The sequence below is a fragment of the Mesorhizobium sp. L-2-11 genome, from assembly GCF_016756595.1.
In the GTDB taxonomy this organism is placed as follows: domain Bacteria; phylum Pseudomonadota; class Alphaproteobacteria; order Rhizobiales; family Rhizobiaceae; genus Mesorhizobium.
In genome coordinates this window covers 2,335,735-2,358,715 of sequence record NZ_AP023257.1, presented here as the reverse complement: position 1 = coordinate 2,358,715, position 22,981 = coordinate 2,335,735, and the positions used below count along the sequence as shown (strand labels likewise).

Sequence of the window (22,981 nt, the reverse complement as noted above, 5' to 3'; positions counted from 1 at the left end):
GACAAGCAGTTCGGACAGCGACAATCAAGCGGTGAAGACCGCAAAAGCGGAGGAGTGAACCATGAGAATGAATTCGATAATCCTGGGCCTTTCGGCTGGCCTTCTGTCGTCGACCGCGTTCGCAGGCGACGTTCGCGTGATGTGGTACTCGGACGGCGTCGAGGGCGAGGTGATACAGGACCTGCTCAACCGCTTCATGAAAGACAATCCGGACATCAACGTCATTCTCGACAATGTCGCCTACAAGGTTGTCCAGGAGCAGCTTCCGGTCGAACTCGAGGCGGGACGGGGTCCCGATATCGCCCGCGTCACCAACATCAAGGAACTCGCCGATCATTGGCTCGACCTGACGCCTGTGGTTGCCGATCCGGCATACTGGCAGACGAATTTCGGCGACCAGTTCGACTGGATGCGCCCTGACGGTTCCAAGATAATTCCGGGCTTCATGACCCAGATCACGCTGACCGGCGGCTTCGTCAACAAGACGCTTTTCGAACAGGCCGGCGTGCCGATCCCCGCCGACACCGCAACCTGGGACGAATGGATCGATGCCGCCGGCAAGGTGCAGCAGAGCCAGCAGCTCAATGCTGCCTTTGCCATCGATCGCAGCGGCCATCGTATCTCGGCGGCGACCATTTCTTATGGCGCCAATTACATCGGCGCTGATCGACTGCCGGCGCCGATCGACGCCGGCACGAAAGCCTTCGCCGAAAAGCTGGTCAATTGGGTTGCCGACGGCCGCATGAACAAGGAAATCTGGGTGTCGGCGTCGGGCACCACCTATCGCGCCGGGGCCGACGACTTCATCAATGGGCAGATTGCCTACTATTATTCGGGCAGTTGGCAGGTTGCCAACCTCGCCAGCAAGATCGGCAAGAACTTCGACTGGGTGGCGACGGGCTCGCCGTGCGGGCCCGCCGCCTGCACCGGCATGCCGGGCGGCGCCGCACTGGTCGCCGTCAAATACACGAAGAACGCCGCTGAAGTCGGCAAGGTGATGGACTTCCTGGGCCGCGAGGACATCATGCGCGAATTCACCGAGCGCACCCTGTTCCTGCCCGCACACAAGGGCGTTCTCGCCGGCAAGATCGATTACAAGACCGATGACGAGAACGTCAAGGCGTCGCTCGAAGCCTTCCTGAAGGCATCGGACAAGATCGCGCCGAATGCCGCCGCCCTGCCGGCATGGAAATGGGGAACTCCGGTTTATGGCGCGCTGGTGACCCGCATCAGTCAGGTCATGGCCGGCGAGCTGAAGCTCGACGAGGCTTTCGTCCGCATCGACGAGGATATCAAGGCACAGGTGGCCGAGGCATCGAAGTAGCGTCGCGGCAGTGTCATGGCAGACGTCCGAAACGGCATAGCAACCCGCGCCGGCGCCATGATCCTGGCGCCGGTCGGCTGGCTTGCGAATGTTTTCGATGCGCCGCTGCGCATGTTGCAACGGCGCACGGGCAGCAACGGCATGGCCGTGTTCTTCCTGGCGCCGAACATGCTGGTGTTCGGCATTTTCGTGCTGTTTCCGCTGGTTATCAACATCCTCTATTCGATGACCGGTGGCGGGGCGCTGTTCCTCGGCGACCGCACCTTCGTCGGCGCCGATCAGTATGGGCGGCTGTTCAGCTGCGGCAGCTATCTCGATCCGAAGAGCTGCACCGAGGACCTGTTCTGGATCGCGGTTTGGAACACCCTGGCCTTCGTCGTGCTGCAAGTGGCGATGATGGTCGCCGTGGCGCTTGTCACCGCACTCGTACTCAACCGTGAGTTGCGTGCGCGCAGTTTCTGGCGCGCCGTGTTCTTCTTCCCGGTGCTTTTGTCGCCGGTAGTGGTCGGTCTCATCTGGCGCTGGATTCTGCAGCGGCAGGGACTGCTCAACCTAATGGTGTTCGAGGCGGGCGGAACCCCGGTCAACTGGCTGGTGGAGCGCAACTGGGCCTTCACGGCGACGATCATGGTGTCGGTCTGGGCCCATGTCGGCTTCTATGCGCTGATCCTTCTCGCCGGCCTTCAGGCCATTCCGAAAGACCTCTATGAGGCCGCTGAGATGGACGGCACCCGGCCCATGCGCGTCTTCTGGCGCATAACGCTGCCCTTGCTGGCGCCCAACCTCCTGGTCGTGCTGGTGCTGACACTCATCCGCGCCGTGCAGATATTCGACGAGGTCTATGTGCTGACCGGAGGCGGTCCCGGCACCAGCACGCTGTTCCTCACGCAGTACATCTACGAGGTCGGCTTCGCCTCGATGCTGCGCAATCCGGGGCTCGCCTCCGCGGCCTCGATCCTCATGGGAGCGGTGCTGGTCGTGCTGACCTTGATCCAGCTGGGCATCGCAAGGCGCAACGAGCAGCGGGGCAAAATGCGATGAGCAGGGTTGCGGAATTTCTGTTCCGCCGGCGCGGCGGCGCCGGCTGGCACTGGACCGACGTTTTCACCTGGTTCTGGCTGATCGGCGGGCTGCTTGTCATGTTCGGCCCGGCGCTCTGGCTGGTCAACTCCTCGTTCAAGACGCCTGCGGCGCTGGCGGAGTTCCCGCCGACTATTTTGCCCTATGTCACCGCCGAAGCGATTGTGGAGGGTTACGAGAAGCCGCTGCCGCTCTTCGAAGTGCGCAATGACGACGGCAGCGTGCGCGTGCTCGCCGAAGTGCGCCGCCTCGGCACCGTCGCGCAGATGGTCGATCCCGCCAACCCGGGCGAGATCATTCGTGTCAACATCCGGAACCGTACGCCCAAGCGCAGCATCGCCTTCGCGCTCGACAATTATGTCCAGCCTTTCCTCGCCTTTGACTTCTTCCTCTATCTGCGCAACTCGGTCTTCGTCACCGTGGTCGCCACCCTGATTACGCTCCTGACCAATTCGATGGCCGCGTTCGCACTGTCGAAGTACAATTTTCGGGGACGCTCGGCTGTGATGATGCTCATCGTCGCGACGCTGATGGTGCCGCTTTCCGTCATTCTGGTGCCGCTCTATTCGGTCATCTCGGCAATGGGACTGTTCAATTCGCTATGGGGCGTGATCCTGCCCACAGTGGCGACGCCCACGGGCGTCTTCATGCTACGCCAGTACATGCTGACGATCCCCGACGAGCTGATCGATGCAGCGCGCATGGACAAGGCGTCGGAATGGCAGATCTACTGGCGCATCATCCTGCCGCTGACCGCCCCCGCGCTGGCGGTACTGGCGATCTTTTCGGTGGTCTGGCGCTGGAACGACTTCCTCTGGCCACTGATCGTCTTGTCGCGCAAGGAGGTCTATACGCTGCAGGTTGGCCTCAACACCTATGCCGGCCAACTCAATGTGCAATGGCATTACATCCTGGCCATGACCGTCGTCACCATGATCCCGGTCGTGCTGGTGTTCATATTCCTTCAGCGCTTCATCACCACCGGCATTGCCGGCTCCGGTCTGAAATAGAGGCTACCATGAGCCAGATCACACTCACCGGCGTATCGAGGGCTTTCGGCAAGGTCGGCGTACTGCACGACATAAATCTCAATATCCTTGACGGCGAGCTGATCGTCTTCGTCGGCCCCTCCGGCTGCGGCAAGTCCACGCTGCTGCGGCTCATCGCCGGGCTTGATCGGCCGACAGGCGGCGCCATCGCGATCGACGGCAAGGACGTGACCACGGTTCCGGCCGCCGACAGGGGATTGGCGATGGTGTTCCAGTCCTACGCGCTTTACCCGCACATGAGCGTGCGCCAGAACCTGGCCTTCGGACTGGAGAACGCCCGTATGGCGCGTGCCGAAATCGATGCGCGCATCGCCGAAGCCGCGCGGATGCTGGAAATCGCGCCGTATCTCGACCGGCGCCCCGGCCAGCTCTCCGGCGGCCAGCGCCAGCGCGTCGCGATCGGCCGCGCCATCGTGCGCAATCCAACCGCTTTCCTGCTTGACGAGCCGCTGTCCAATCTCGACGCCGAGCTGCGCATCTCGACACGCGCCGAACTGGCCGCCCTGCACGAGCGGCTCTCGGCGACGATGGTCTATGTCACGCACGACCAGATCGAGGCGATGACGCTTGCCGACCGCATCGTCGTGCTGCGCGCCGGCCGCATCGAGCAGATCGGCACGCCGCTCGACCTCTACAATCATCCGGCCAATCAGTTCGTCGCCGGTTTCATCGGTGCGCCGCGTATGAACTTCCTGCCGGTAAAGGTGGCACCCGGGGGCACTGGCCGGTCAAGCCTCACGCTGGACGGTTCAGCTGGATTCGAGATCGACGGGAACGTCGGCGCGGCCAATGGCGACGTGACGCTCGGGCTGCGGCCACATCACATCAGCCTCGCCGATGCCGGCAAGGGAGACGTTGCGGCGCGTGTCGCGCTGGTGGAAGCCCTCGGCTCCGAGACAATCGTCCACACCAAAACAAGCGGCGGCCAGACCATGCTGGCGGTTGTCGCCGGACAATGCCCGGTGGCTTCCGGCGACACGGTGGATCTAAAATTCGATACCAGCCATCTGCATCTTTTCGATGACACCGGCCTGCGCATCGCTGTGAGTTAGAAGTTGGCTAACCCCGTCCGGCATGGAGTCGGACGATGACTGGGCTTCCCGGCATGACTGTTTGGTTCGTGTTCGTGTGAGAACAATCAAACTGTGCGGTGTGGGGCTAGCGAAGCTCGATGGCCCACTTCAGCGCTAAGCTGGTAAGAGGGGCAAAGTCGTGGCGAGGGCTGCGTCATCATCTGCATGCCCCGCCCCCTCAACGACGCAGGCTGGCGTGGCGGGCATGCTCGCGGACCTCTTCGCGAGAAATGCCAGCATCCGCCAGTGTGCTGTCTGGGGCCTGCCTCAAGCTCGCAAGCGTCTGGCGATAGGCAAGCCAGCGGGCGAAACGGTGTCGAAGTTTATCGAACATGATCATCTCCTTTGGCGCGCAGAAAGCCCGCGCGCTTGGGTTGGTCGAAAGCGCAAAGCATCTGCGCGAAGCGCATGCGCGTTTCGCAAGGATTGCGCTGGTTTCTTGGCCAGCCGAGGCGCTTGTCGCTGTCGCTGCAAGCAGGATTGTCCAACGCCTGCAATGCCTGGATACTTGCGCGTGATGCCCGCTTCGCGCTACAGCCACGGTCGCAACGAGTTTTTCATTTCTGCAAAATGGATATCGACTGGGACGATCTGAGGTTGTTTCTCGACGTTGCCCGGCTCGGTGGCTTGAGCGCGGCGACCGGAATCACGCGCCTCAGCGCAGCCACCCTCGGACGACGCGTCACCGCGCTCGAAAAGCAGATCGGCGAACCGCTGTTCGTGCGCCAGCAGACAGGCTACCGGCTGACCCCGGTCGGTGAAGAACTGCTGCGGCGCGCCGAAGACGTCGAGGCAGCAATGCAGTCGCTGACCCGCTGGCGCGAGGGAAACCTGCCCGACCGTATTGTCCGCGTCTCGGCCGGGCCATGGACCTCAGCCTTCGTTTCCACCCATATCGGCGAAATCTGGACGGTCGATGACGGCATCAGGGTCGAGTTCGTCACCACCACCGACCGCGTCGACATCGGCCGCCGTGCCGCCGACATCGGCATCCGCAGCGAGCGCCCGACCGAGCAGTGGCTGGCCGGCCGTCAGAGCGGCAAGGTCGCCTACGCCATTTATTCCGGACGCCGCCTGATCAACGGCATCGCCGCCGGGTTGTTCGTCGGCGTCACCGGCGAAGCGGCAAACATTGCCTCGGCGCGCTGGCTCCAAGCCCATCACGGCGACCGCATCGCGGTGCGCGGCAACAACACCCATTCGGTGCGCGAACTGGTGGCCGCCGGCGCCGGCCTTTCGATCTTTCCGTGCTTCGTCGGTGACAGCGATCCGCGGCTGGTTCGCGTCGCTCAGCCTATCCCCGAACTGGAAACCGACCAATGGATCGTCACCCACCACGAGGAACGTCACGCGCCGCCGGTGCGAAAAGTCGCCGACCGGATCACCGCCTTGATGCGGGCGCACCAGCCGCTGTTTCGCGGCGAGACGCCGATAGGGTAAGCCTCAGACGTCGATCGGCCGCCAGCTGAGCCGCATGCTGAACTCCTGCGCCGTCAGGCCTATAGGCCGTAACACTTCAACAGGGACTCCAACTGTAAGCGCCTTGCCGATACCCAATGCGTCGGGACTTGACGCTTTCCAGAAGTTCCATGGCATAAGCTCCTCGATACGGCTCTGAGGATGGCCGTTGAGGATGGCCTGCAGGGTTTCGGCGATATAGGCGGCCGGGTTGACGTCGTTGAGTTTGCAGGTCGCCACGATGGAGGCCAGCAGCTCCCAGTTCTCGGCCCCGACCTCGTGCCCCGCGAAGAGCGCATTTTTTCGCGTGAGAGCCACCGCCCTGATGGCGCATTGCAAAGGAGCACTCCACCATGAGCACGGCGAATGACGCCCGTTTCTGGAACCGGACTTCACGGAAGTACGCCACGGGTGCGATTGCGGATCCGGTCGGATATGAGCGCACGCTGGACCGGACCCGCGCCCTATTGGGATCAGACGACAGGGTGTTGGAACTGGGCTGCGGAACGGGCACAACGGCACTCCGGCTTGCAGGCGATGTGCAAAGCTATCTTGCAACGGATATTTCCGCTGAAATGATCGCAATTGCCAACGAGAAACACGCTGCCGGCCCTATCCCTGAGCTTGTCTTCAGCACCGCGACTGCAGAGGCACTCACGCCTGAGACAGATCAGTTTGACGCAGTTCTGGGATTCAACTATCTCCATCTGGTCCGCGACCTGCCCGGCACGTTGCGCCGCATTCATGACCTCCTTGCAGCGAAGGGCTTGTTCATCTCCAAGACACCCTGCGTCGGGGATATGAACCCACTCATCGGGCTTGCCTTGCTGCCCGCGATGCGCGCGATCGGCAAAGCACCCTACGCAGGCGTCTTTCTGGCGGCGGAACTCAGCCAGCATATTTGTGCCGCAGGCTTCGACATTCTAGCCACGGAAAGCCACGCAACCAGGGGCAACGACCACCGTCCTTACATCGTAGCGCGCAAGAGGTGACTTGAGCATGATCGACTCCGGCGCTTGCATTGGGATTTGTGCTGGCGCGTGCGCATTGGGGGCATGGACTGGGCAGCGAGGCGGCGCGCGAAGTCCTCCGCCACGCCTTTGAGACTCTGGCGCTTGAACAGGTGACGGCCGAGGCGGCGGCGCGCAATTTCGCGTCGCTGCGGATATTGGCGAAGCTCGGCTTCAAACATATCGAGAGCTTCATCGATGAGTCCGACGGCGAGCGCTGCGAGCGTTTTGCGCTCGACGGAGACATAGGATCGTGACTGTTGGCGAGCAACGCGATGCCGGGCTGATGGGCCCCATAACAGGACGTTGATTCTCGAACTCGCCATGCCGCTGCGTCCAGCCGCTATTCGCGGCACCGACCATCGAGGCCAGCGGACGCTTAGTTCCATTGCTGACCACCGTCAAAAAGAGCGCTGTTAACCAAATTTTCTAATCCGCCAATGCTTATTCGCCCGACTGAAGGGGTGAGGTGATCGATGTGCGATTCAAACATAAGCGCATTTCCGCTGCATCGGCGGCGGAAGTTGGTCGAAGGGATCGCCCGGATCCTAGAATCCAAGAACGGGGAGGACGCGAACGCCTTCTGGCGCAACACCGCCAAGGCAATTCTCGTTCAACTATCCGAATCAGGAATTGCACCCGGGCTGGCCGAACAGGAAGTCGGAACGCTTCTTCATGCTGTCTTAGATGATATAGCCACCCGCAGTGCGGCGAAACTAGCACAATAGCATCGGCTGGCTCACGACGATGGATTGCCCAATTACGCAATTACGGTGACAGTGCACATTTTGCCAGGTTTGCTCAGTTCGACTTGCATTGCCGCGCGCCGCCGATGTCGAAATCGGGCGGCCGGTGAGCAACAAGAAAATAGTGCACTGTCACCGTAATTCGACGGCTAGCTAGTGCGCCACGCAAGCTATTCTACTCGCCGGCGTTGGCGGTTGCGGGTCAGACGATTCCCACGGCCAAGTGAGCCCAGATCATCAGCACGACCAGCACCACGCCGACTAACAAAATGGGGCGAAGTACCCTGCCATGGACGTTGCGCCGAACCAGCGCAATCCCCATCCATGCTGCGGCAAGTAGCGCGGCCGCAGCCGTAAAATCCTCAATACCCCAGTTCATTGCGACGGTCCTGGTCCGATCGAGGGACTATGCAGCAGGACCCTCTGCAGCGCCAGATGCATGGCTCCTCAACGAGGCCGGCATCTAGTCGATGGCGCCCATTCCTGACCCAGACGGTACTTCGAACGCAAGTACAGCAGGCATTCGATGGCGATTGCCATGACGCCTCGCGTGCAATAGGCCTTTGCCGGAAAAGCCCAGGGAGGATTGCCGTGAGAGAAACAGCCGGGACATGGCGCGTCGGCATCCTTTTTTCGCGCAGTGGCATCACCTCGGTCACCGAAAGCGAGCATTTCTATGGAACCGCGCTCGCCATCGAGGAGATCAATGCCGGCGGCGGCGTGCTGGGGCGGCAGATCGAGCCGATCGCCTACGATCCTGGCAGCGACCCCGAGGCGTTCCGCTCGCTGGCCCGCAAGCTTCTGACCGAGGACGATGTCAACGTCATCTTCGGCTGCTCGATGTCGGGCAGCCGCAAGGCGGTGCTGCCGATCGTCGAGCGCTACAACGGCCTGCTCTGGTACCCGTCGATCTACGAAGGCTTCGAATATTCGGAAAACGTCCTCTACACCGGCGCCACGCTTAACCAGAACACCTTCGCACTGGCCGACTTCATCCTGCAGCGCTACGGACCGCGCGTCTTCATGGCCGGGTCCGACTACATCTACCCGCATGAATCCAACCGGGTGATGCGCGACCTCCTGGAATGCAAGGGCGGCACCATCGTCGAGGAACAATATGTGCCGCTCGACGCCGACGAACGCCGCATGCGCCGGCTGATGGCCGACATCGAGAGGGCCGCGCCGAACGCCGTCTTCTCGACCGTCATCGGGCGCAGCGCACAGATCCTCTACCGGCTCTATGCCGAATCCGGCATCGACCGGACACGGCGGCCGATCGCCAGCCTGACCCTCGCCGAAGGCGAGATTCGCGTGATCGGCGCCGAGCACTGTACCGGACATGTGCTGGCCGCCCCCTATCTGGCGAGCGTCGACAGCGGCGAGAACCAGCGCTTCGTCGGCGAGCTTGCTCGCCGCTTCGGCGACCGCACGACGGCGACCATGTGGTCGCAGACGGCGTATACGCAGGTTCACCTGTTCGCCCGCGCGCTGGAAAAGGCCGGAACCCTCGACACGTTCCGCCTCGGCCAGGCGGCGCTTGAGATCGACTATGCGTCGCCGGAGGGCAGGATGATGTTCGACCAGGAAAACCGCCACGTCTGGTCGACGCCACGCATCGGCATCGCCAACGCCAGCGGCCAGTTCGACATCGCCTGGCAGTCGCAGGTCGCGATCCGGCCAGACCCCTATCTTGCTGCGACCCATTTCGAAGAGCCGTGGCTTTAGATGACGGCGACGCTCAAACGCATCCTCAACGATCTCCGGCAGGCGAAGATCCTCGTCGTGCACCCGAAGGACGAGGATGGTGCCGCCCTCGTCGACCACCTCAGGCGACTTGGCTGTGAAGTCAGGGCGGCGTGGCCGCCGCCGGCCTCGATCCCGGCCGACATCGACACGGTGTTCGTGCAGGTCGGCGAGGCGCCGACGGACGCGATGGTGTCGCTCATCGAGGGCGCCAACGCCGCCGTGGTCGCCATCGTCACCTATGAAAGCCCGACCTCGATCAAGGCGATCATCGACCTCAACGCCCATGGCGTCATCACCAAGCCGCTCAGGCAGTTGGGTGTGCTGACGCAGTTTGCACTTGCCCGCTACCGCTACGGCTACGAAGGGCGACTGGCCAACAAGGTTCGCAAGCTGGAGGATACGCTGAAGGGACGCCGGACGATCGAGAAGGCGGTCAAGGTACTGGTCGAGATGAACGGCGTCGACGAGGAAACCGCCTACAAGCTGATCCGCGACCAGGCGACTTCGAAGCGGGTGGCGCTGGTTTCGGTGGCCGAAGGCATCCTGGCAGCGCAGGAGGCGATGCGGACTTTCGGCTTCGGGATTTCCGCGCCAGGCAATCAGAAATAGCCGGACAGCCGACAGCCCGACACGATTTACCGCATCAGAAAATTCTTACAGCCATTTGATTTTATTAATCTAAACAGCCACTTCCTCACGCTGTAAACTGTCAGACTTTTTGACCCTTGACGCGGGCTCCCGGCTGTGCAACTGCTTAAAGCACGAGCAGGTTTGCTCATCGGCAGGAGTGCCGTTTCACATTGATGGCTATGTAGCCCTTGGCTCGCGGATGATGTCCGCGCCAGGGGTTTTTTGCGTTTGGAGACTGGTCTTGGCAATATCTGAGAACGCATCCGCGGACCTCCGTCTGGCCTGCATCCAGTTCCAGCCGGCCATCGGCCGGCTGGACGACAATCTCAAGTCGATGGAGCGGCTGATCCGCCAGTCCGCCGGGCTCGGCGCAACGGTGGTGGTGCTGCCCGAACTCGCCGACAGCGGTTATGTCTTCGACAGCCAGGAAGAGTTGGCCGCAATCGCCGCCCCCATCCCTGCCGGACGCAGTGCCGCGCTGCTATGCTCGCTGGCACATGAACTCGGCATGCACATCGTCAGCGGCCTCGCCGAGCGCGATGGCGACCGGTTCTTCAACGCAGCCATGCTGTGCGGGCCGTCCGGCCCTATCGGCACCTACCGCAAGCTGCATCTGTGGAACCGAGAGAAGCTTTATTTCCAGCCGGGCAATCTCGGCCTGCCGGTGTTCGACACGGCGATCGGCAGGGTCGGCGTGGCGATCTGCTACGATGGCTGGTTTCCCGAAACCTACCGGCAACTGGCGCTACAGGGCGCCGAGCTGGTCTGCGTTCCCACCAACTGGGTGCCGATGCCCGGCCAGGGCCATCACCTCGAGCCGATGGCCAACATCCTGCACAAGGCGGCCGCCCACAGCAACGGCATCTACATCGCCTGCGCCGACCGCGTCGGCACCGAGCGCGGCCAGCCCTTTGTCGGCCGGAGCCTGATCGTCGGGCCGACCGGCTGGCCGATCGCCGGCCCGGCCAGCGAGCAGGACGAGGAAATCCTCATCGCCACGATCAGGCTCGGCGACGTCGCCAGCAGCCGGGCGCTGAGCGAGCGCAACGACGCGATCGGCGACCGCCGCACCGACGTCTACGGATAACCAAGAAGAAGCCGGCACGACCCGGTACGATCAACACTAAGAAAGGGGAATACCATGAGAAACAGAACAGTGATCCTTGCAATCGCCAGCGCCGCCTTGGCCGGCGTCGCCCTGGCGACCACCGCCTTCGCCGAAGACGGGCCGATCAAGATCGGCATCCCGGTCGGACTGTCGGGCGCCAACAGCGTCGTCGCACCTTCGGTCGTCCAGTCGGCCGAACTGGCGGTCGCCGAGATCAACGCCGCCGGCGGCGTGCTGGGGCGGCAGCTTGCGCTGGAGATCGCCGACGACGCCTCCGGTGCGGCCGGCGCGCAGAAGGCCTTCGATGCGCTGGTCTTCCAGAAGGAGGTCGACGCCGTCATCACCATGGAGACGAGCGCGGCGCGCAATGCCGGCCTGCCGATCATCTCGAAGGGCGACATCCCCTACATCTACACCTCGTTCTACGAGGGCAAATCCTGCAACCCCAACTTGTTCGTCAACGCCTGGGTGCCCGAGCAGCAGGTCCCGCCGATCGTCGACAATTTCATCAAGTCGCAAGGCGCCAAGAAATTCTTCCTGATCGGCTCGGACTATGCTTTCGGCCGCGGCATGCTGGAGTTCGCCAAGGGTTACATCGAGAAGTCGGGCGCCAGCATCGTCGGCGAGGAATACCTGCCGATGGAAGGCAGCGACTGGACGGCGATCATCTCCAGTCTGAAGAGTTCTGGCGCCGATGCCGTGATCACCTCGACTGCGGGTGGCGCGCCCAATGTCACCTTGACCAAGCAGCTGCGCGGCGCCGGTGTCGCCATCCCCTACGGCAACCTGGCCGTCGATGAAGGAACCGCCAGGAGCATGGGCGCAGACGCGGCCGGTATCTTCATTTCCGCTTCCTATGTCACCAGCATCGACAGCGCCGCCAACAAGAGCTTCCTTGCCGCCATGCAGAAGAAGTTCGGCGCCGAACTTCGCACGCCGAACGACCTTTCGGTGCCGGAATATGAAGGCATCTATCTCTACAAGGCCGCAGTCGAGAGAGCCGGGTCGACCGACACCGCCGCTGTGCTCGCAGCCCTCGCCGAGGTATCCTTTGTCGGCCCGCGCGGCACGGTCTCGATGAGCAGGCAGCACCATGCTCCGCTGACCATGTATCTCGGCCAGGTAAAGCCGGATGGCTCGGTCACGGTGGTGGACACTTTCGAGGGAGTCGACCCCGGCGAACAGTGCCCGAACCTGTAGTCGCGCCTGCAATCGCTAAAGCGCGTCGCGTTTGGCCGGCATCATGCGACGCGCTTTGGGTTTTGTCTTTCTGCATGTCGTTATCGCAAAACCGCTGCACACTTTTGCGCGACATGCATTGAGGGTGGCGATTGCCCGCCACCCCTTCCAGATGATCGGGGACTTGCCATGATGCTTCTCCTGGACATGGTGACGACAGCGGCGATCCTGTTCATCGTCGCCGCCGGCCTGCTGGCGATTTTCGGAGTGCTGAAGATCATCAATTTCGCGCACGGCGCCTGGCTGACGATCGGCGCCTATTGCGCGGTGGCAACGGCCGGGCTTGGGCTCAACCCCTGGCTGGCGCTGCCGATCGCCTTTGCCGTCGGCGCAGTCCTTGGCGGCATCACCGAATTGGTCATCGTGCGGCCGCTCTATCGCCGCCCGCTCGACGCGATCCTGGCGACCTGGGGCCTGGGCATCGTCATCGGTCAGTTGATCACGCTGTGGTTCGGGCGCGACGTGCAATTCACCCCCAATCTCCTGTCGGGCACCGTCGATGTGTTTGGCGTCGGCTATTCGCTCTATCGGCTGTTTGCGGTCGCCGCCGCGCTGGTGATCGGGCTCGCCTTCACCTTCCTTCTCGAAGGCACGCGGCTCGGCCTGTCGGCGCAGGCGGTGATCATGAACGAGATGCTGGCGCGCGCGCTCGGCATCGACACCGCGCGCGTGCGCCTCGCCACCTTCATGATCGGCACCGGGCTCGCCGCGCTGGCCGGCGTGCTGTTGACGCCGCTGACCAGCGTCGACCCGAACATGGGAATAGCCTGGCTGATCGGCTCGTTCATGCTGGTCATGGTCGCCGGCTCGTCCTTCTCGACGCTGGCCATCGCCTGCCTCGTCTTCGGTGGCGCCCAGGTTCTGGTCAGCACTTTCGTCAGCCCCATTTTCGGCGGCATCACGGTGGCGGTCCTCTGCGCCCTGGTGCTGCGCATCAGCCCGAAGGGATTTGCCCGTGCCTGAGAGCCGTTCCACCCCGCCAAGGGTCTGGATATTTGCCGCGCTGGCGCTTGCAACGGCGGTCGTCGTCATCATCGGCCCGGCGCTGTTCGACCGCTTCACGCTCAATGTGCTGACCCGCTCGATGATCTACGCCATGCTGGCGGTGACCGTCGACATCCTGTGGGGCTACACTGGCATCCTGACCTTCGGCCAGGCCGCGTTCTTCGGCACCGGCGCCTATGCCAGCGCCATGGTGCTCAGCCATCTCGGCGCCTCCCCGGCGCTGATGGTCCTGGCGCTTGCATTGGCGATCATCGTGCCGGTGCTGCTCGGTGCCTTCGTTGGCTGGCTGTCATTCGGCCACGGCTCGACGCCGCTCTATGCGACGGTGATTTCGCTGGTCGTGCCGATCGTCGTCACGCAGCTGGTGTTTTCGGGTGGCGTGTGGACCGGATCGAGCAGCGGGCTGGTCGGCTATTCCGGCCTGCCACTCGGGCTGCCGGGCTATTTCCGGCTGACCGGTATCTGCCTCATCGTCACCACGCTCGTCGCCCTCGTCTTCACCCGCTCGGATGCCGGCAAGCTGCTCGTCGCCATTCGCGACAATGAAGCGCGCTGCGCCTATCTTGGCCTCGATCCGCAGCGGCTGAAGATCGTGCTGACAACGATTCTCGCCGGCGTCGCCGGCATTGCCGGCTTCCTCTATGCCAACGCTTCGGGCGTGGTGGCGCCCGAAAATACCGGCTTCGTCTTCGGCACCGAGATCGTCATCTGGACGGCGCTGGGCGGCCGCGGCACGATCATCGGGCCGGTGATGGGCGCGATCGGCATCGATTACCTCAGTGCCCAGCTCTCCGGCGACCTTCCTTTCCTGTGGAACCTGGTGGTCGGCGCGCTGTTCGTCGTGATGATCATCCTTCTGCCGAACGGGCTGGCGCAACTGGCCAGAATGGTCCTGCCGCGCCGCAATGGAGAGCAGACAAGCCAACCGGGGTGCCCTACCCTCACCACTGACCCGGCCGGCACCGGGTCGCAGCCCGGCAACCGTGTGCTCGCCGTCAGCGGCCTCGGCAAATCCTTCGGCAGCCTGCAGGTGCTGCAAGGGATCGACCTCGAGGTTCACCCCGGCGAGCTGGTCAGCCTCGTCGGTCCGAATGGCGCAGGCAAGACGACGCTGATGCGCTGCCTGAGCGACGGCGCCGAAGCCACGACCGGAACCGTCACCATCGCCGGCCAGGACATTAGCGGCATGACGCCGAACGAAATCGTCACCCTCGGCGTCGGACGCAAGTTCCAGGTGGCGAGCGTCTTCGACAGCCTGACCGTCGCCGATTGCCTGCGCATGGCACGCGCCTCGCGCACGGCGCCGAACCTGCTGCGCCGCTCCGCCGCGCTTGGATTGCCGGCGGCCGCCGCCGACATTCTGCGCTCGACCGGGCTCGACCGCATGCTCGGCCGGCCGGTGTCGCTGCTGTCGCATGGCCAGAAGCAGAGCCTCGAGCTCGCCATGGTCGTTGCGCTCGAGCCAAAACTCATCCTGCTCGACGAGCCGACGGCCGGGCTGACCAAGGTCGAACGCACCACCATCGGCGAAACGCTGCAAAAGCTGACCGGCGAACTCGGCTTCGCCGCCATCCTGGTCGAGCACGATCTCGATTTCGTCCGCGACATCTCGACCAGGATCGTCGTTCTCCACCAGGGCAAGCTGGTGCTCGACGGCAGCGTCGATCAGGTCGTCAATTCCGAAGTGGTGAAGACGATCTATTCGGGAGGCGCCCATGCTTGAGGCAAGGCAGACATCCGCTGGGAAACCGGGGGCGGATGCCAAAACCACCGCGCCGAATCTGTCGCTGTCGCCGAAACTGTCGCTCTCGAACGTGTCGAGCGGCTACGGGCCGGTTGCCATCATCGAGGCACTGTCGCTGGCGATCGCGCCCGGACAGATCTTCGCGCTGATGGGCAAGAACGGCATGGGCAAGACCACCGTGCTGAAAACCATCCTCGGCTTCGTGGCGCTGCGTTCGGGCGACATCCGCCTCGATGGCGCGTCCATTTCAGGTGTCTCGCAGGCCTCGCTGATCGCGTCCGGCGTCAGCTACGCTCCGCAGGAGCAGGCGCTGTTCCAGGATCTCAGCGTGCGCGACAATCTGCGCCTCGCCTTGCGCTCGGATCGCGATTTTGCGCAAGCCGTGGAACGGGTTTTTGGGCATTTCCCGTTCCTCAGGGCGCGCCTGTCGCAACGCGCCGGAACGCTGTCCGGCGGCGAGCAGAAGATGCTCATTCTCGGCCGCGCGCTGATGCTGCGGCCGAAGCTGTTGCTGATCGACGAGATTTCCGAGGGCCTGCAGCCCTCCGTCGTCGAACGCATCGCCGCGGCACTCAGGGACGAGCGCAGGACTAACGGCACGACGATCCTGATTGTCGAGCAGAACCTGCCCTTCGCTCTCGGCATCGCCGACAGCTGGGCAGTGCTGAAGCTCGGGCGGATCGACGATGCCGGAGATGTGACGGCGGGCACGGCGGCGCGCGTTCTTCAGCACCTGAAGATCTAACGCATCGCGCAAAGCATACCCTTGGGCCTGACCCGGGCCTGACCCAGGGCCCGACCCGAGCGCGTGCAGGCCAAAAGTGCTGGCGGCTGACCGCGCGGAGACGCAGGAAGTGGCGACCGGGCAGAGAGCATGCCCCTTGCAGGAGGAGGACCAGGCTCGCGCCAGCTGCCACCTGTTCCAAGTGGATGATCCGCTGCTTGCCGACGGCACCTATAACCAGCCCATGGTCGACCCGAAGATCCTGCAGCCCACCAAGTCCGCCGCTCCCCGAGCCGCTGTCGAGGATAGTGTTCTGAAGGTTCTGCAAAAAGCTCTGGAGAGAGAACAGCCCTTACTCTGAGGCGAGGGGCGGCCATGGCACGCTGGTGACGTTGCGATCACCGATTCCCGTGGAAGGGTAAGTGCCATGACCAAGCGAGAGGTTAGACTGAGCAGAGGCGAGTTGAAAGCGTTGCTGTTGTCGGATGAGGACGGCTTCCGCAGAGTTTTGCAGACTGTGGTGCAGGAGGCTTTGGAAGCCGAGATGACGGAGGCGATCGGGGCCGAGAAAGGCGAGCGGACGACGGAGCGGGTTGGTTACCGGTCCGGCTATTACGAACGCAAGCTTGTGACGCGGGTTGGCGTGCTGGAACTTCGGGTTCCGCAAGATCGGGCCGGCCGGTTCTCGACGGAGTTGTTTGAGCGTTACCAGCGCTCGGAGAAGGCACTGGTATCGGCGCTGGTCGAGATGTACGTGCAAGGCGTGTCGACGCGCAAGGTGAAGGCGATCACCGAGGATCTGTGCGGCCATTCCTTCTCGGCCTCGACGGTAAGCCAGGCGACGGCGCGGCTGGATGAGGCGCTGAAGGCGTTCTTTGAGCAGCGGCTTGCCGAACCTTACCCGTACCTCATTCTGGACGCGCGCTACGAGCGGGCGCGCGAGGCCGGCGTGATCGCCAGCCAGGCCGTCTTGGTGGCGATCGGCGTCGACTGGGAAGGCCGGCGCCAGGTGCTCGGTGTCGAGCTGGCCAACCGTGAAAGCCATTCGAGCTGGCGCGCGTTCGTGGCAGGGCTCAAGCAGCGCGGGCTCGCCGGCGTCGAGTTTGTCGTCTCCGACGACCATCCGGGGCTCAGGGCAGCGATCCGCGAAGTCCTGCCCGAGGCAGTCTGGCAGCGCTGTTACGTGCACTTCCTCAGAAACGCGCTCGATTATGTGCCGCGCAAGGTCGATGACGACTGCCTGATGGAGCTCAGATGGTTCTATGACCGGCGCGACCTCGCCGAGGTCAAGCGCGACCTGGCGCAGTGGATCGCCAAATGGCAGGCCAAATACCCGAAGCTGGTGGATTGGGTGGAGAACAACATCGAGGAGACGCTGAGCTTCTATCGGCTGCCGCTGCCGCATCACAAGCACATGAAGTCGACGAACATGCTGGAGCGGCTGAACCAGGAGATCAAGCGGCGCACCCTGGTCGTTCGCATCTTCCCCAACCCGCAGAGCTGTTTGCGGCTGGTTCGGGCATTGGCGGTGGAGATCCACGAGAACTGGCTCGAGGCGACCCGCTACCTCAACATGGATCATCTGCGCGAGCACAAGAAGGAGAACCTGAGGGCACTGGCCGCCTGACGCGGCCGCCATGTCCGCCGCTCCGCTAAACACGGGGGCTGCGCGGCGGACACGCCAACGTCACCGCTGAATGCCACGCCATTTTTGCAGAACTTGACGCACACAACTCTGTCGAGAGCAAACCGCGACTTTCTCACGCGCCTGTCGGCCGTCTGGAACCTGCGCCAAACTCGTGAGTTCCAGACAATGCCCAAGCACCGCCTGGCAATCCGTGCGGCGCCCTGGCTGATCTTCGACCGCTCTGGGTTAGACCGGCCTGGCGGCGCGGCTCTTGCGCGTTGACGCTGGTCATCCAGCGCCCCGAGACGTCGGCAACGGAACGGCGAAGGTGAACGAGAAAGAAGCAGCGGAAATTGAGCGCAACGAAGATGTCGCGAACCCTGATTATCGTGTAAGCGGTCAGCCGATAACGTCAGGCCTAAAGTTCCAAGGCATGAGCATTTCGATTTCGGATGCCGGCCAGCCTTGAGCGATGCGGGTCAAGGTCTGCGAGAGCCAGTCGAGCGGATCGACGCTGTTCATTTTGCAGGTTTGCAGCAAGGTGGCTACCGTCGCCCAGGTTCGTCCACCGCCGTGGCTGCCGGCGAATAGACTATTCTTTCGCGTGATCGTCTGGGGCCTGATTGCACGCTCGACGATATTGGAGTCGATTTCGATGCGACCGTCCATCAGAAAGCGTTCCAGCGCCTCCCGCCGGGTGAGCGCGTAGCGGATCGCCTCGGCGGTCTTGGATTTTCCGGAGACCTTGCCCAGTTCCGCTTCCCATAGATCGAAGAGGCTCGCGACAATGGCCACGGACTTTTCCTGACGTAGCGCGGCGCGGCTTCCGGCATCCTTGCCGCGGACCTCGTCCTCGACCTTCCACAATTCGGTCATGGCGATGATCGAATCCGTCGCGGCCTGCGAGACCCCGCTGATGTGCAGGTCGTAGAATTTGCGCCGCAGGTGAGCCCAGCACCCGGCGAGCCGGATTGTTTCATTGCTGCCGGCTTTGGCCCGTGCCTTGACCAGGTTGGTATAGGCCGAGTAGCCATCCACTTGCAGGATACCGCTGAATCCGGCGAGGTGGCGCGCCACGCAATCCGCACCTCTGCTGTCTTCAAAACGATAGGCAACCATTGGCGGACTGGTTCCGCCATAGGGTCGGTCATCCCGTGCGTAGGCCCACAACCAGGCTTTCGTGGTTTTCCCGGAACCAGGGGCAAGGGTGGGCAAGGTCGTCTCGTCGGCGAAGACCCTTTCGCCCTCCTTGATGCGCTCCAGTATGTAATCAGCAAGCATCTGCAGCTCGAAGCCCAGATGCCCCATCCACTGCGCCATCAACGACCGGCTGATCTCGACGCCGTCGCGCAGATAGATCGCCTCCTGCCGATAAAGCGGGAGGCCGTCGGCGTATTTGGAGACGGCGATATAGGCGAGCAGCCGCTCCGTCGGCAGCCCGCTTTCGATGATGTGCGCCGGCGCCAGAGCCTGGACCACGCCGTCACGGCCCCGGAAGGCGTATTTGGGACGGCGCGTGACGATGACCTGGAACTTCGGCGGCACGACGTCCAGCCGCTCGGATCGATCCTCGCCGATCAGAACCTTTTCAAGCCCCTCGCAGTCGGCCGGGATTTCCGGCTCGACGACCTCCTCGATGCGTTCGAGGTGGGCAGCAAAGCCCTTGCGCGGACGCGGGGCGCGCTTCGGCTTGTTCCCGACCGCGCGGTCGAGTTCGCTCCGGATTTCCGAAAGGCCGGTCTCGACCTCTTCGAAGGCAAAGGAGGCCTGCTCGTCGTCGATGGCCAGGCGTAGCCGCTCGGAACGCGTGCCATGTTGCGTGCGCTGTAAAACTTTCAGGATTGACGTGAGATTGGCGATCCGCTCGCTGGCGCTTTTCTCGACAGCTTTCAGCCGGGCGACCTCCGCCTCAGATGCTGCGATCCGAGCGTCGGCGACTGCGATCCGGGCCTCGCTTGCAGCCTGCTCGCGAGCCATGGAAAGGATCATCGCCTTCAGCGCATCAACGTCGTCGGGAAGGGCAAGACCCGGTAGAACCATGGCAAGCAACAGAGCACAAAAACAGCCGCTTTCCCAACCGTTCCAGCCGCATGATTCATCTTGCCGCAGGCCGGTTTCAGCCCGTCGATAACGGCCGCCTGACCCTGGCCGGACGAATCTTTTTCCAGTCCAGTCCGGCCAGAAGCGCCATCAACTGGGCGTGGTCGAGACGCATGCGCGCGGCCGATATCCCCGGCCAGCAGAAGCTGTGATCTTCCAGAGTCTTCGAATAAAGACAAACCCCGCTGCCGTCCCACCACACGATGCGAACCCGGTCCGCACGCTTCGAACGGAATACGTGAAGTGCCCCCGAGAATGGGTCCAGGCCGCCATCCCTGACCAGCGCCATCAAAGATGCCGCGCCCTTGCGGAAGTCGACCGGCTGGCACGACACGTAAACCACCACACCGGAAGCGATCATGCCTTACGAACCGCGCGGATGATCCTCGCCAGGCGATCGGGATCGACATCGCCGCCGGCGCGCACCACTGCGTCGCCAATGACGATTTCCACCGTGTCGCTGCCCACCGCTTCAAAGCGCGTGAACTTCGCCGGCTTGCTCGCTCCCTCCGTCAGTGGCGCAACCATGCCCGACGAAAGCGCCTTGCGGCGCCACGCATAGAGCTGCGAGGGGTCCAGCCCCTCGGAACGCGCAACCGCCGAGACATTGCCCCCTGGCGAGAACGCTTCGGCGACAAGCCGTGCCTTCTCTTCGTCCGACCGATGGCGCGGCTTGCGTCGGGACGGCACAGGCTCCGCCGTCAAAATCTCGAATGTTCGATGATGGCTCATACTGTCGCTCATAGGATTCTCCGCATGATTCATGCTGAAAATGAGCGATCAACCGCCTGCACGCTACGTGGGGACGCCTACGCGCTTACATTATCGTTGGTTTGATCATAGTCGCCACAGGCCTGTTGTGGCCCTGGTTGTCGCGGATCGGTCTGGGGAGACTGCCTGGCGACATCGTCATCGAACGTGAGAACTTCACGTTTTATGCTCCGATCGGCACCGGGATCTTGATCAGCATCGTTCTCTCTTTTGTTCTGTGGCTACTCAACCGGTAACGGCGTCCACTTCGGAGGAAAGAGCGCGAGATTCCGTACGGAATATTCGTGTTTGTCAGGAGGCCTGAAATGCGCCGGGATTATCGCAACTGGGATGCTGTGATGCTTTGGTCGGGTATCGGGTTCATTCTGATCCTATGGTCCACGCCGCTTCTCAAGGCCCTGACCGAGTGACTCAGAAAAGGCCGGCTGCTTGGATCGCTATCTTTGCTGCCGCCAAGCCTTGAGCGCACGGGTGAGGAGCCGGGCGTCATTTAGCTGGATCACTCACATATCGAACGCTTTGGTCGGGCCGTGCCAGCGCAGTGCCTCGACATTGTCGAACAGCCGAGCGTCGGTGCGCAGCGTCGCGAGATTCTTGAACAAAAGCGCGAGCTCTCTCCGCTTGCCGAGGATTTCAGGCGGAAAGCTTTCAAGCGGGCCGTAACGGCCAAGCAGCCGGGCGGCCGAAACCAGGCCGATGCCTTCGAGGCCCGGGTAGCCATCGGCGGCATCACCCACCAGCGCGAGGAAATCTGGAATCAGGGCCGGCTCGACTCCGAACTTCTCGCGTACGCCGGCGGCATCGCGAATTTTCTGGGTCCTGCGGTCTACCTGGACCACATGGTCGCCGCGCACACACTGCGCGAGATCCTTGTCCGGCGTCCAGATGCACACCTTCTGCACACCCTCATCGGCAGCCGCGCTGTGTGCCGCGGATGCCAGCGCGTCGTCGGCTTCCAGCTCGACCATCGGCCAGACCGCCACTCCCATCGCCGCCAGGGCGTCCTCGAGGGGGTGGAACTGCGCGAGCAATGCCGGCTCGATGCCATCCCCGGTCTTGTAGCCGGGCCAGAGCTGATTTCTGAACGATTCGATCACATGATCGGTGGCCACCCCAACATGTGTGGCGCCGTTCTCGATCATCTCCAGCACTGTGTTCAGCACGCCGACGACGGCGCCAAACGGCTTGTCTTGGCCATTGTTGAACCGGCGTTGCCCATAGAAGTGGCGAAACAGTTCGTATGTGCCGTCTACCAAATGAACGATCATCGCAATCCTTAGGGAAACAACATCCGGCCCGGTCTGCAAAGCCAGACCGATGGCTGGCATACAAGGATGGTTCAGTCGAAGAAGGCCGCATCCTCTTGCCTGAGATACTTTCGGGCTGCTTCGGCGTCGATATCGAGGCCCAGCCCCGGCGCTTCCAGCAGATCCACCATGCTGTCCTTCACGATCGGCGACGGCAGGCCGATGACGAGGTCCTCCCACCAGGGGTCGGAGGCGCTCGGATATTCGAAGGCGATGTAGTTGGCGGGCAAGGTGGCGCAGACATTGATCAACGCGCCGAGGCCAAGCAGGCCGTTCGCCGTGCCGTGCGGCGCCATCAGGATCGAGTGCATATGGGCGTGCTCGGCGACCCATTTGAGCTCGGCAATGCCGCCAATATCGGCTGGATCGGGGCCGATGACGCGCACTGCCTGCGTCTCAATCAGCTCCTTGAAATTGTGCCTGAGGTAGATCTGCTCGCCGGTATGGATTGGCGTCGAGGTGGAGGTGGTCAGCTCCCGATAGGCCTGCGGATTGACCCACGGCACATAGTCGCCGGTCAGCATGTCCTCGAGCCACATCAAGTTGTACTTCTCGACCGCGCGAGCGAACCTGATCGCATCGGGCAGCATCCAGCCCGGGCCGCAGTCGAGCGCCAGGCTGACCTTGTCGCCCAGCACTTCCTTCATCGCGATCACGCAGTCGAGCATGTGATTGAAACCACGCTCGCTGATCACACCCTGATCCATGGCGCCGTGATAGCCGGCGTTGTTCTGCGTCACGCCGTAATGGAAGCCGTCGATGGTGTCCTTCATGTTGGAGTGGAACGAGATTCCTTGCTTGATCATGAAGAAGTTCTGCGGCTGCTCCATCATCCATTTGACGTCAGCGGCGTAATCCTGTGGCCGGTCGCCTGTGCGTTTCCGGCGGATCGAGCCGTTGTAGACGCGCACCTTGTCGCGCACCTTGCCGCCGAGCAGTTTGTAGGCCGGCACGCCTGCCGCCTTGCCGGCAATGTCCCACAGCGCATGCTCGATAGCGCTTACCGCTGCGCCATAGGGCTTGAAAGAGCCGCGTTGGCGGATCTTCAGCATCACCCGCTCGACATCGGTCGGGTCCTCGCCGATCAGCGCCTCGCGAAAATGCAGGACCCAGGGCTTGAGGTAGGGCTTGGTGTACTCGACCTCGCCCAGGCCATAGAGGCCTTCGTCGGTGACGATGCGAACGATGGGGTGCTTGCCGATGACGGCGCAACGGAGGTCGGTGATCTTCATCTTCGGTT

At 62.9% G+C, this 22,981-nt stretch carries 25 protein-coding genes and 1 pseudogene; 18 read left to right on the top strand and 8 right to left on the bottom strand.

What is annotated here, in order from left to right; all coding sequences use genetic code 11:
* The first annotated feature begins 61 nt into the window (after nt 1-61).
* The 4 genes from JG739_RS11325 to JG739_RS11310 are packed head-to-tail and all read left to right on the top strand — an operon-like array spanning nt 62 to nt 4,505.
* Nucleotides 62-1,324 carry an ABC transporter substrate-binding protein gene (locus JG739_RS11325; RefSeq protein WP_202366533.1) on the top strand — a complete coding sequence of 421 codons (1,263 nt, stop codon included), beginning with the start codon at nt 62-64 and terminating at the stop codon, nt 1,322-1,324.
* Nucleotides 1,325-1,339: 15 nt separating this feature from the next.
* Nucleotides 1,340-2,365, top strand: coding sequence for a carbohydrate ABC transporter permease (locus tag JG739_RS11320; protein ID WP_202366532.1), 1,026 nt, complete (start codon nt 1,340-1,342; stop codon nt 2,363-2,365).
* Nucleotides 2,362-3,414: a carbohydrate ABC transporter permease gene (locus JG739_RS11315; RefSeq protein ID WP_202366531.1), complete on the top strand. Its 1,053-nt coding sequence runs from the start codon at nt 2,362-2,364 to the stop codon at nt 3,412-3,414. The genes JG739_RS11320 and JG739_RS11315 overlap by 4 nt, the downstream gene beginning before the upstream one ends.
* Nucleotides 3,415-3,422: 8 nt before the next feature.
* On the top strand, nt 3,423-4,505 hold the full coding sequence (locus JG739_RS11310; RefSeq protein ID WP_202366530.1) for an ABC transporter ATP-binding protein: 1,083 nt from the start codon (nt 3,423-3,425) through the stop codon (nt 4,503-4,505).
* Between the two features lie 199 nt (nt 4,506-4,704).
* Here JG739_RS11310 and JG739_RS11305 read toward each other — a convergent pair whose 3' ends face one another.
* Nucleotides 4,705-4,860 carry a DUF1127 domain-containing protein gene (locus JG739_RS11305; protein ID WP_202366529.1) on the bottom strand — a complete coding sequence of 52 codons (156 nt, stop codon included), beginning with the start codon at nt 4,858-4,860 and terminating at the stop codon, nt 4,705-4,707.
* A gap of 74 nt (nt 4,861-4,934) precedes the next feature.
* On the opposite strand from JG739_RS11305, the gene JG739_RS11300 reads away from it, so the two are divergent.
* On the top strand, nt 4,935-5,966 hold the full coding sequence (locus JG739_RS11300; protein WP_202366528.1) for a LysR family transcriptional regulator: 1,032 nt from the start codon (nt 4,935-4,937) through the stop codon (nt 5,964-5,966).
* Nucleotides 5,967-6,107: 141 nt separating this feature from the next.
* Here JG739_RS11300 and JG739_RS11295 read toward each other — a convergent pair.
* Nucleotides 6,108-6,314, bottom strand: a pseudogene (locus JG739_RS11295) (transposase domain-containing protein); the annotation flags it as partial.
* A 23-nt stretch (nt 6,315-6,337) separates the two neighbouring features.
* On the opposite strand from JG739_RS11295, the gene JG739_RS11290 reads away from it, so the two are divergent.
* From JG739_RS11290 to JG739_RS35290, 3 genes are all read left to right on the top strand, one after another.
* The gene (locus JG739_RS11290) at nt 6,338-6,976 is read left to right on the top strand and encodes a class I SAM-dependent methyltransferase (RefSeq protein ID WP_202366527.1); all 639 of its coding nucleotides are present in this window, start codon (nt 6,338-6,340) and stop codon (nt 6,974-6,976) included.
* Between the two features lie 38 nt (nt 6,977-7,014).
* Nucleotides 7,015-7,251 (top strand): GNAT family N-acetyltransferase, encoded by a 237-nt coding sequence (locus tag JG739_RS11285; protein ID WP_244749939.1) that lies wholly within the window; start codon nt 7,015-7,017, stop codon nt 7,249-7,251.
* Nucleotides 7,252-7,470: 219 nt separating this feature from the next.
* The gene (locus JG739_RS35290; protein ID WP_244749812.1) at nt 7,471-7,722 is read left to right on the top strand and encodes a DUF6074 family protein; all 252 of its coding nucleotides are present in this window, start codon (nt 7,471-7,473) and stop codon (nt 7,720-7,722) included.
* 220 nt (nt 7,723-7,942) lie between these two features.
* On the opposite strand, the gene JG739_RS11280 is transcribed toward JG739_RS35290, so the two are convergent.
* Nucleotides 7,943-8,119 (bottom strand): hypothetical protein, encoded by a 177-nt coding sequence (locus JG739_RS11280; RefSeq protein WP_202366526.1) that lies wholly within the window; start codon nt 8,117-8,119, stop codon nt 7,943-7,945.
* A gap of 206 nt (nt 8,120-8,325) precedes the next feature.
* Here JG739_RS11280 and JG739_RS11275 point away from each other — a divergent pair, with 206 nt between their 5' ends.
* From JG739_RS11275 to JG739_RS11235, 9 genes are all read left to right on the top strand, one after another.
* On the top strand, nt 8,326-9,465 hold the full coding sequence (locus tag JG739_RS11275) for a transporter substrate-binding domain-containing protein (RefSeq protein WP_202367419.1): 1,140 nt from the start codon (nt 8,326-8,328) through the stop codon (nt 9,463-9,465).
* A complete protein-coding gene (locus JG739_RS11270) occupies nt 9,466-10,095 on the top strand; it encodes an ANTAR domain-containing response regulator (protein WP_027151253.1) in 630 nt (209 codons plus the stop codon). It abuts the gene before it with no gap.
* Between the two features lie 262 nt (nt 10,096-10,357).
* A complete protein-coding gene (locus tag JG739_RS11265) occupies nt 10,358-11,203 on the top strand; it encodes a nitrilase family protein (RefSeq protein WP_202366525.1) in 846 nt (281 codons plus the stop codon).
* Nucleotides 11,204-11,257: 54 nt separating this feature from the next.
* Entirely contained in the window at nt 11,258-12,424 is a 1,167-nt protein-coding gene (locus tag JG739_RS11260; protein WP_202366524.1) for a substrate-binding protein, read from the top strand.
* 168 nt (nt 12,425-12,592) lie between these two features.
* Nucleotides 12,593-13,426, top strand: coding sequence for a branched-chain amino acid ABC transporter permease (locus JG739_RS11255; RefSeq protein ID WP_202366523.1), 834 nt, complete (start codon nt 12,593-12,595; stop codon nt 13,424-13,426).
* Complete coding sequence (locus JG739_RS11250; protein ID WP_202366522.1) at nt 13,413-15,191, top strand: branched-chain amino acid ABC transporter ATP-binding protein/permease; 1,779 nt, start codon at nt 13,413-13,415, stop codon at nt 15,189-15,191. Before JG739_RS11255 ends, JG739_RS11250 begins: the two co-directional genes overlap by 14 nt.
* Nucleotides 15,184-15,957: a branched-chain amino acid ABC transporter ATP-binding protein gene (locus JG739_RS11245; RefSeq protein WP_446720547.1), complete on the top strand. Its 774-nt coding sequence runs from the start codon at nt 15,184-15,186 to the stop codon at nt 15,955-15,957. The genes JG739_RS11250 and JG739_RS11245 overlap by 8 nt, the downstream gene beginning before the upstream one ends.
* Nucleotides 15,958-16,033: 76 nt before the next feature.
* The gene (locus tag JG739_RS11240; RefSeq protein ID WP_202366521.1) at nt 16,034-16,297 is read left to right on the top strand and encodes a hypothetical protein; all 264 of its coding nucleotides are present in this window, start codon (nt 16,034-16,036) and stop codon (nt 16,295-16,297) included.
* 66 nt (nt 16,298-16,363) lie between these two features.
* Nucleotides 16,364-17,563, top strand: a complete 1,200-nt coding sequence (locus tag JG739_RS11235) for an IS256 family transposase (RefSeq protein ID WP_202362577.1) — start codon at nt 16,364-16,366, stop codon at nt 17,561-17,563.
* A gap of 399 nt (nt 17,564-17,962) precedes the next feature.
* On the opposite strand, the gene tnpC is transcribed toward JG739_RS11235, so the two are convergent.
* From tnpC to JG739_RS11220, 3 genes are all read right to left on the bottom strand, one after another.
* On the bottom strand, nt 17,963-19,603 hold the full coding sequence (gene tnpC, locus JG739_RS11230; protein ID WP_183445373.1) for an IS66 family transposase: 1,641 nt from the start codon (nt 19,601-19,603) through the stop codon (nt 17,963-17,965).
* 76 nt (nt 19,604-19,679) lie between these two features.
* Entirely contained in the window at nt 19,680-20,024 is a 345-nt protein-coding gene (gene tnpB, locus JG739_RS11225) for an IS66 family insertion sequence element accessory protein TnpB (RefSeq protein ID WP_183445374.1), read from the bottom strand.
* Nucleotides 20,021-20,407: a transposase gene (locus JG739_RS11220; RefSeq protein WP_183445375.1), complete on the bottom strand. Its 387-nt coding sequence runs from the start codon at nt 20,405-20,407 to the stop codon at nt 20,021-20,023. The genes tnpB and JG739_RS11220 overlap by 4 nt, the downstream gene beginning before the upstream one ends.
* Before the next feature lie 89 nt (nt 20,408-20,496).
* Between JG739_RS11220 and JG739_RS11215 the strand changes: the two genes are divergently transcribed.
* A complete protein-coding gene (locus JG739_RS11215; protein WP_446720546.1) occupies nt 20,497-20,670 on the top strand; it encodes a DUF2905 domain-containing protein in 174 nt (57 codons plus the stop codon).
* 267 nt (nt 20,671-20,937) lie between these two features.
* On the opposite strand, the gene JG739_RS11210 is transcribed toward JG739_RS11215, so the two are convergent.
* Both JG739_RS11210 and JG739_RS11205 read right to left on the bottom strand, forming a co-directional pair.
* Nucleotides 20,938-21,762: a 5'-3' exonuclease gene (locus tag JG739_RS11210; RefSeq protein WP_202366520.1), complete on the bottom strand. Its 825-nt coding sequence runs from the start codon at nt 21,760-21,762 to the stop codon at nt 20,938-20,940.
* Between the two features lie 11 nt (nt 21,763-21,773).
* Nucleotides 21,774-22,973 (bottom strand): mandelate racemase/muconate lactonizing enzyme family protein, encoded by a 1,200-nt coding sequence (locus tag JG739_RS11205; protein ID WP_202366519.1) that lies wholly within the window; start codon nt 22,971-22,973, stop codon nt 21,774-21,776.
* Nucleotides 22,974-22,981: the final 8 nt, after the last annotated feature.

Bases quoted from the DNA above. Each gene is read 5' to 3' on its own strand.
- JG739_RS11325 (WP_202366533.1), top strand. From the start codon at position 62: ATGAGAATGAATTCGATAATCCTGGGCCTTTCGGCTGGCCTTCTGTCG.
- JG739_RS11320 (WP_202366532.1), top strand. From the start codon at position 1,340: ATGGCAGACGTCCGAAACGGCATAGCAACCCGCGCCGGCGCCATGATC.
- JG739_RS11315 (WP_202366531.1), top strand. From the start codon at position 2,362: ATGAGCAGGGTTGCGGAATTTCTGTTCCGCCGGCGCGGCGGCGCCGGC.
- JG739_RS11310 (WP_202366530.1), top strand. From the start codon at position 3,423: ATGAGCCAGATCACACTCACCGGCGTATCGAGGGCTTTCGGCAAGGTC.
- JG739_RS11305 (WP_202366529.1), bottom strand. From the start codon at position 4,860: ATGTTCGATAAACTTCGACACCGTTTCGCCCGCTGGCTTGCCTATCGC.
- JG739_RS11300 (WP_202366528.1), top strand. From the start codon at position 4,935: ATGCGCGTTTCGCAAGGATTGCGCTGGTTTCTTGGCCAGCCGAGGCGC.
- JG739_RS11290 (WP_202366527.1), top strand. From the start codon at position 6,338: ATGAGCACGGCGAATGACGCCCGTTTCTGGAACCGGACTTCACGGAAG.
- JG739_RS35290 (WP_244749812.1), top strand. From the start codon at position 7,471: ATGTGCGATTCAAACATAAGCGCATTTCCGCTGCATCGGCGGCGGAAG.
- JG739_RS11280 (WP_202366526.1), bottom strand. From the start codon at position 8,119: ATGAACTGGGGTATTGAGGATTTTACGGCTGCGGCCGCGCTACTTGCC.
- JG739_RS11270 (WP_027151253.1), top strand. From the start codon at position 9,466: ATGACGGCGACGCTCAAACGCATCCTCAACGATCTCCGGCAGGCGAAG.
- JG739_RS11260 (WP_202366524.1), top strand. From the start codon at position 11,258: ATGAGAAACAGAACAGTGATCCTTGCAATCGCCAGCGCCGCCTTGGCC.
- JG739_RS11255 (WP_202366523.1), top strand. From the start codon at position 12,593: ATGATGCTTCTCCTGGACATGGTGACGACAGCGGCGATCCTGTTCATC.
- JG739_RS11245 (WP_446720547.1), top strand. From the start codon at position 15,184: ATGCTTGAGGCAAGGCAGACATCCGCTGGGAAACCGGGGGCGGATGCC.
- JG739_RS11235 (WP_202362577.1), top strand. From the start codon at position 16,364: ATGACCAAGCGAGAGGTTAGACTGAGCAGAGGCGAGTTGAAAGCGTTG.
- tnpC (WP_183445373.1), bottom strand. From the start codon at position 19,603: ATGGTTCTACCGGGTCTTGCCCTTCCCGACGACGTTGATGCGCTGAAG.
- tnpB (WP_183445374.1), bottom strand. From the start codon at position 20,024: ATGATCGCTTCCGGTGTGGTGGTTTACGTGTCGTGCCAGCCGGTCGAC.
- JG739_RS11220 (WP_183445375.1), bottom strand. From the start codon at position 20,407: ATGAGCGACAGTATGAGCCATCATCGAACATTCGAGATTTTGACGGCG.
- JG739_RS11210 (WP_202366520.1), bottom strand. From the start codon at position 21,762: ATGCCAGCCATCGGTCTGGCTTTGCAGACCGGGCCGGATGTTGTTTCC.
- JG739_RS11205 (WP_202366519.1), bottom strand. From the start codon at position 22,973: ATGAAGATCACCGACCTCCGTTGCGCCGTCATCGGCAAGCACCCCATC.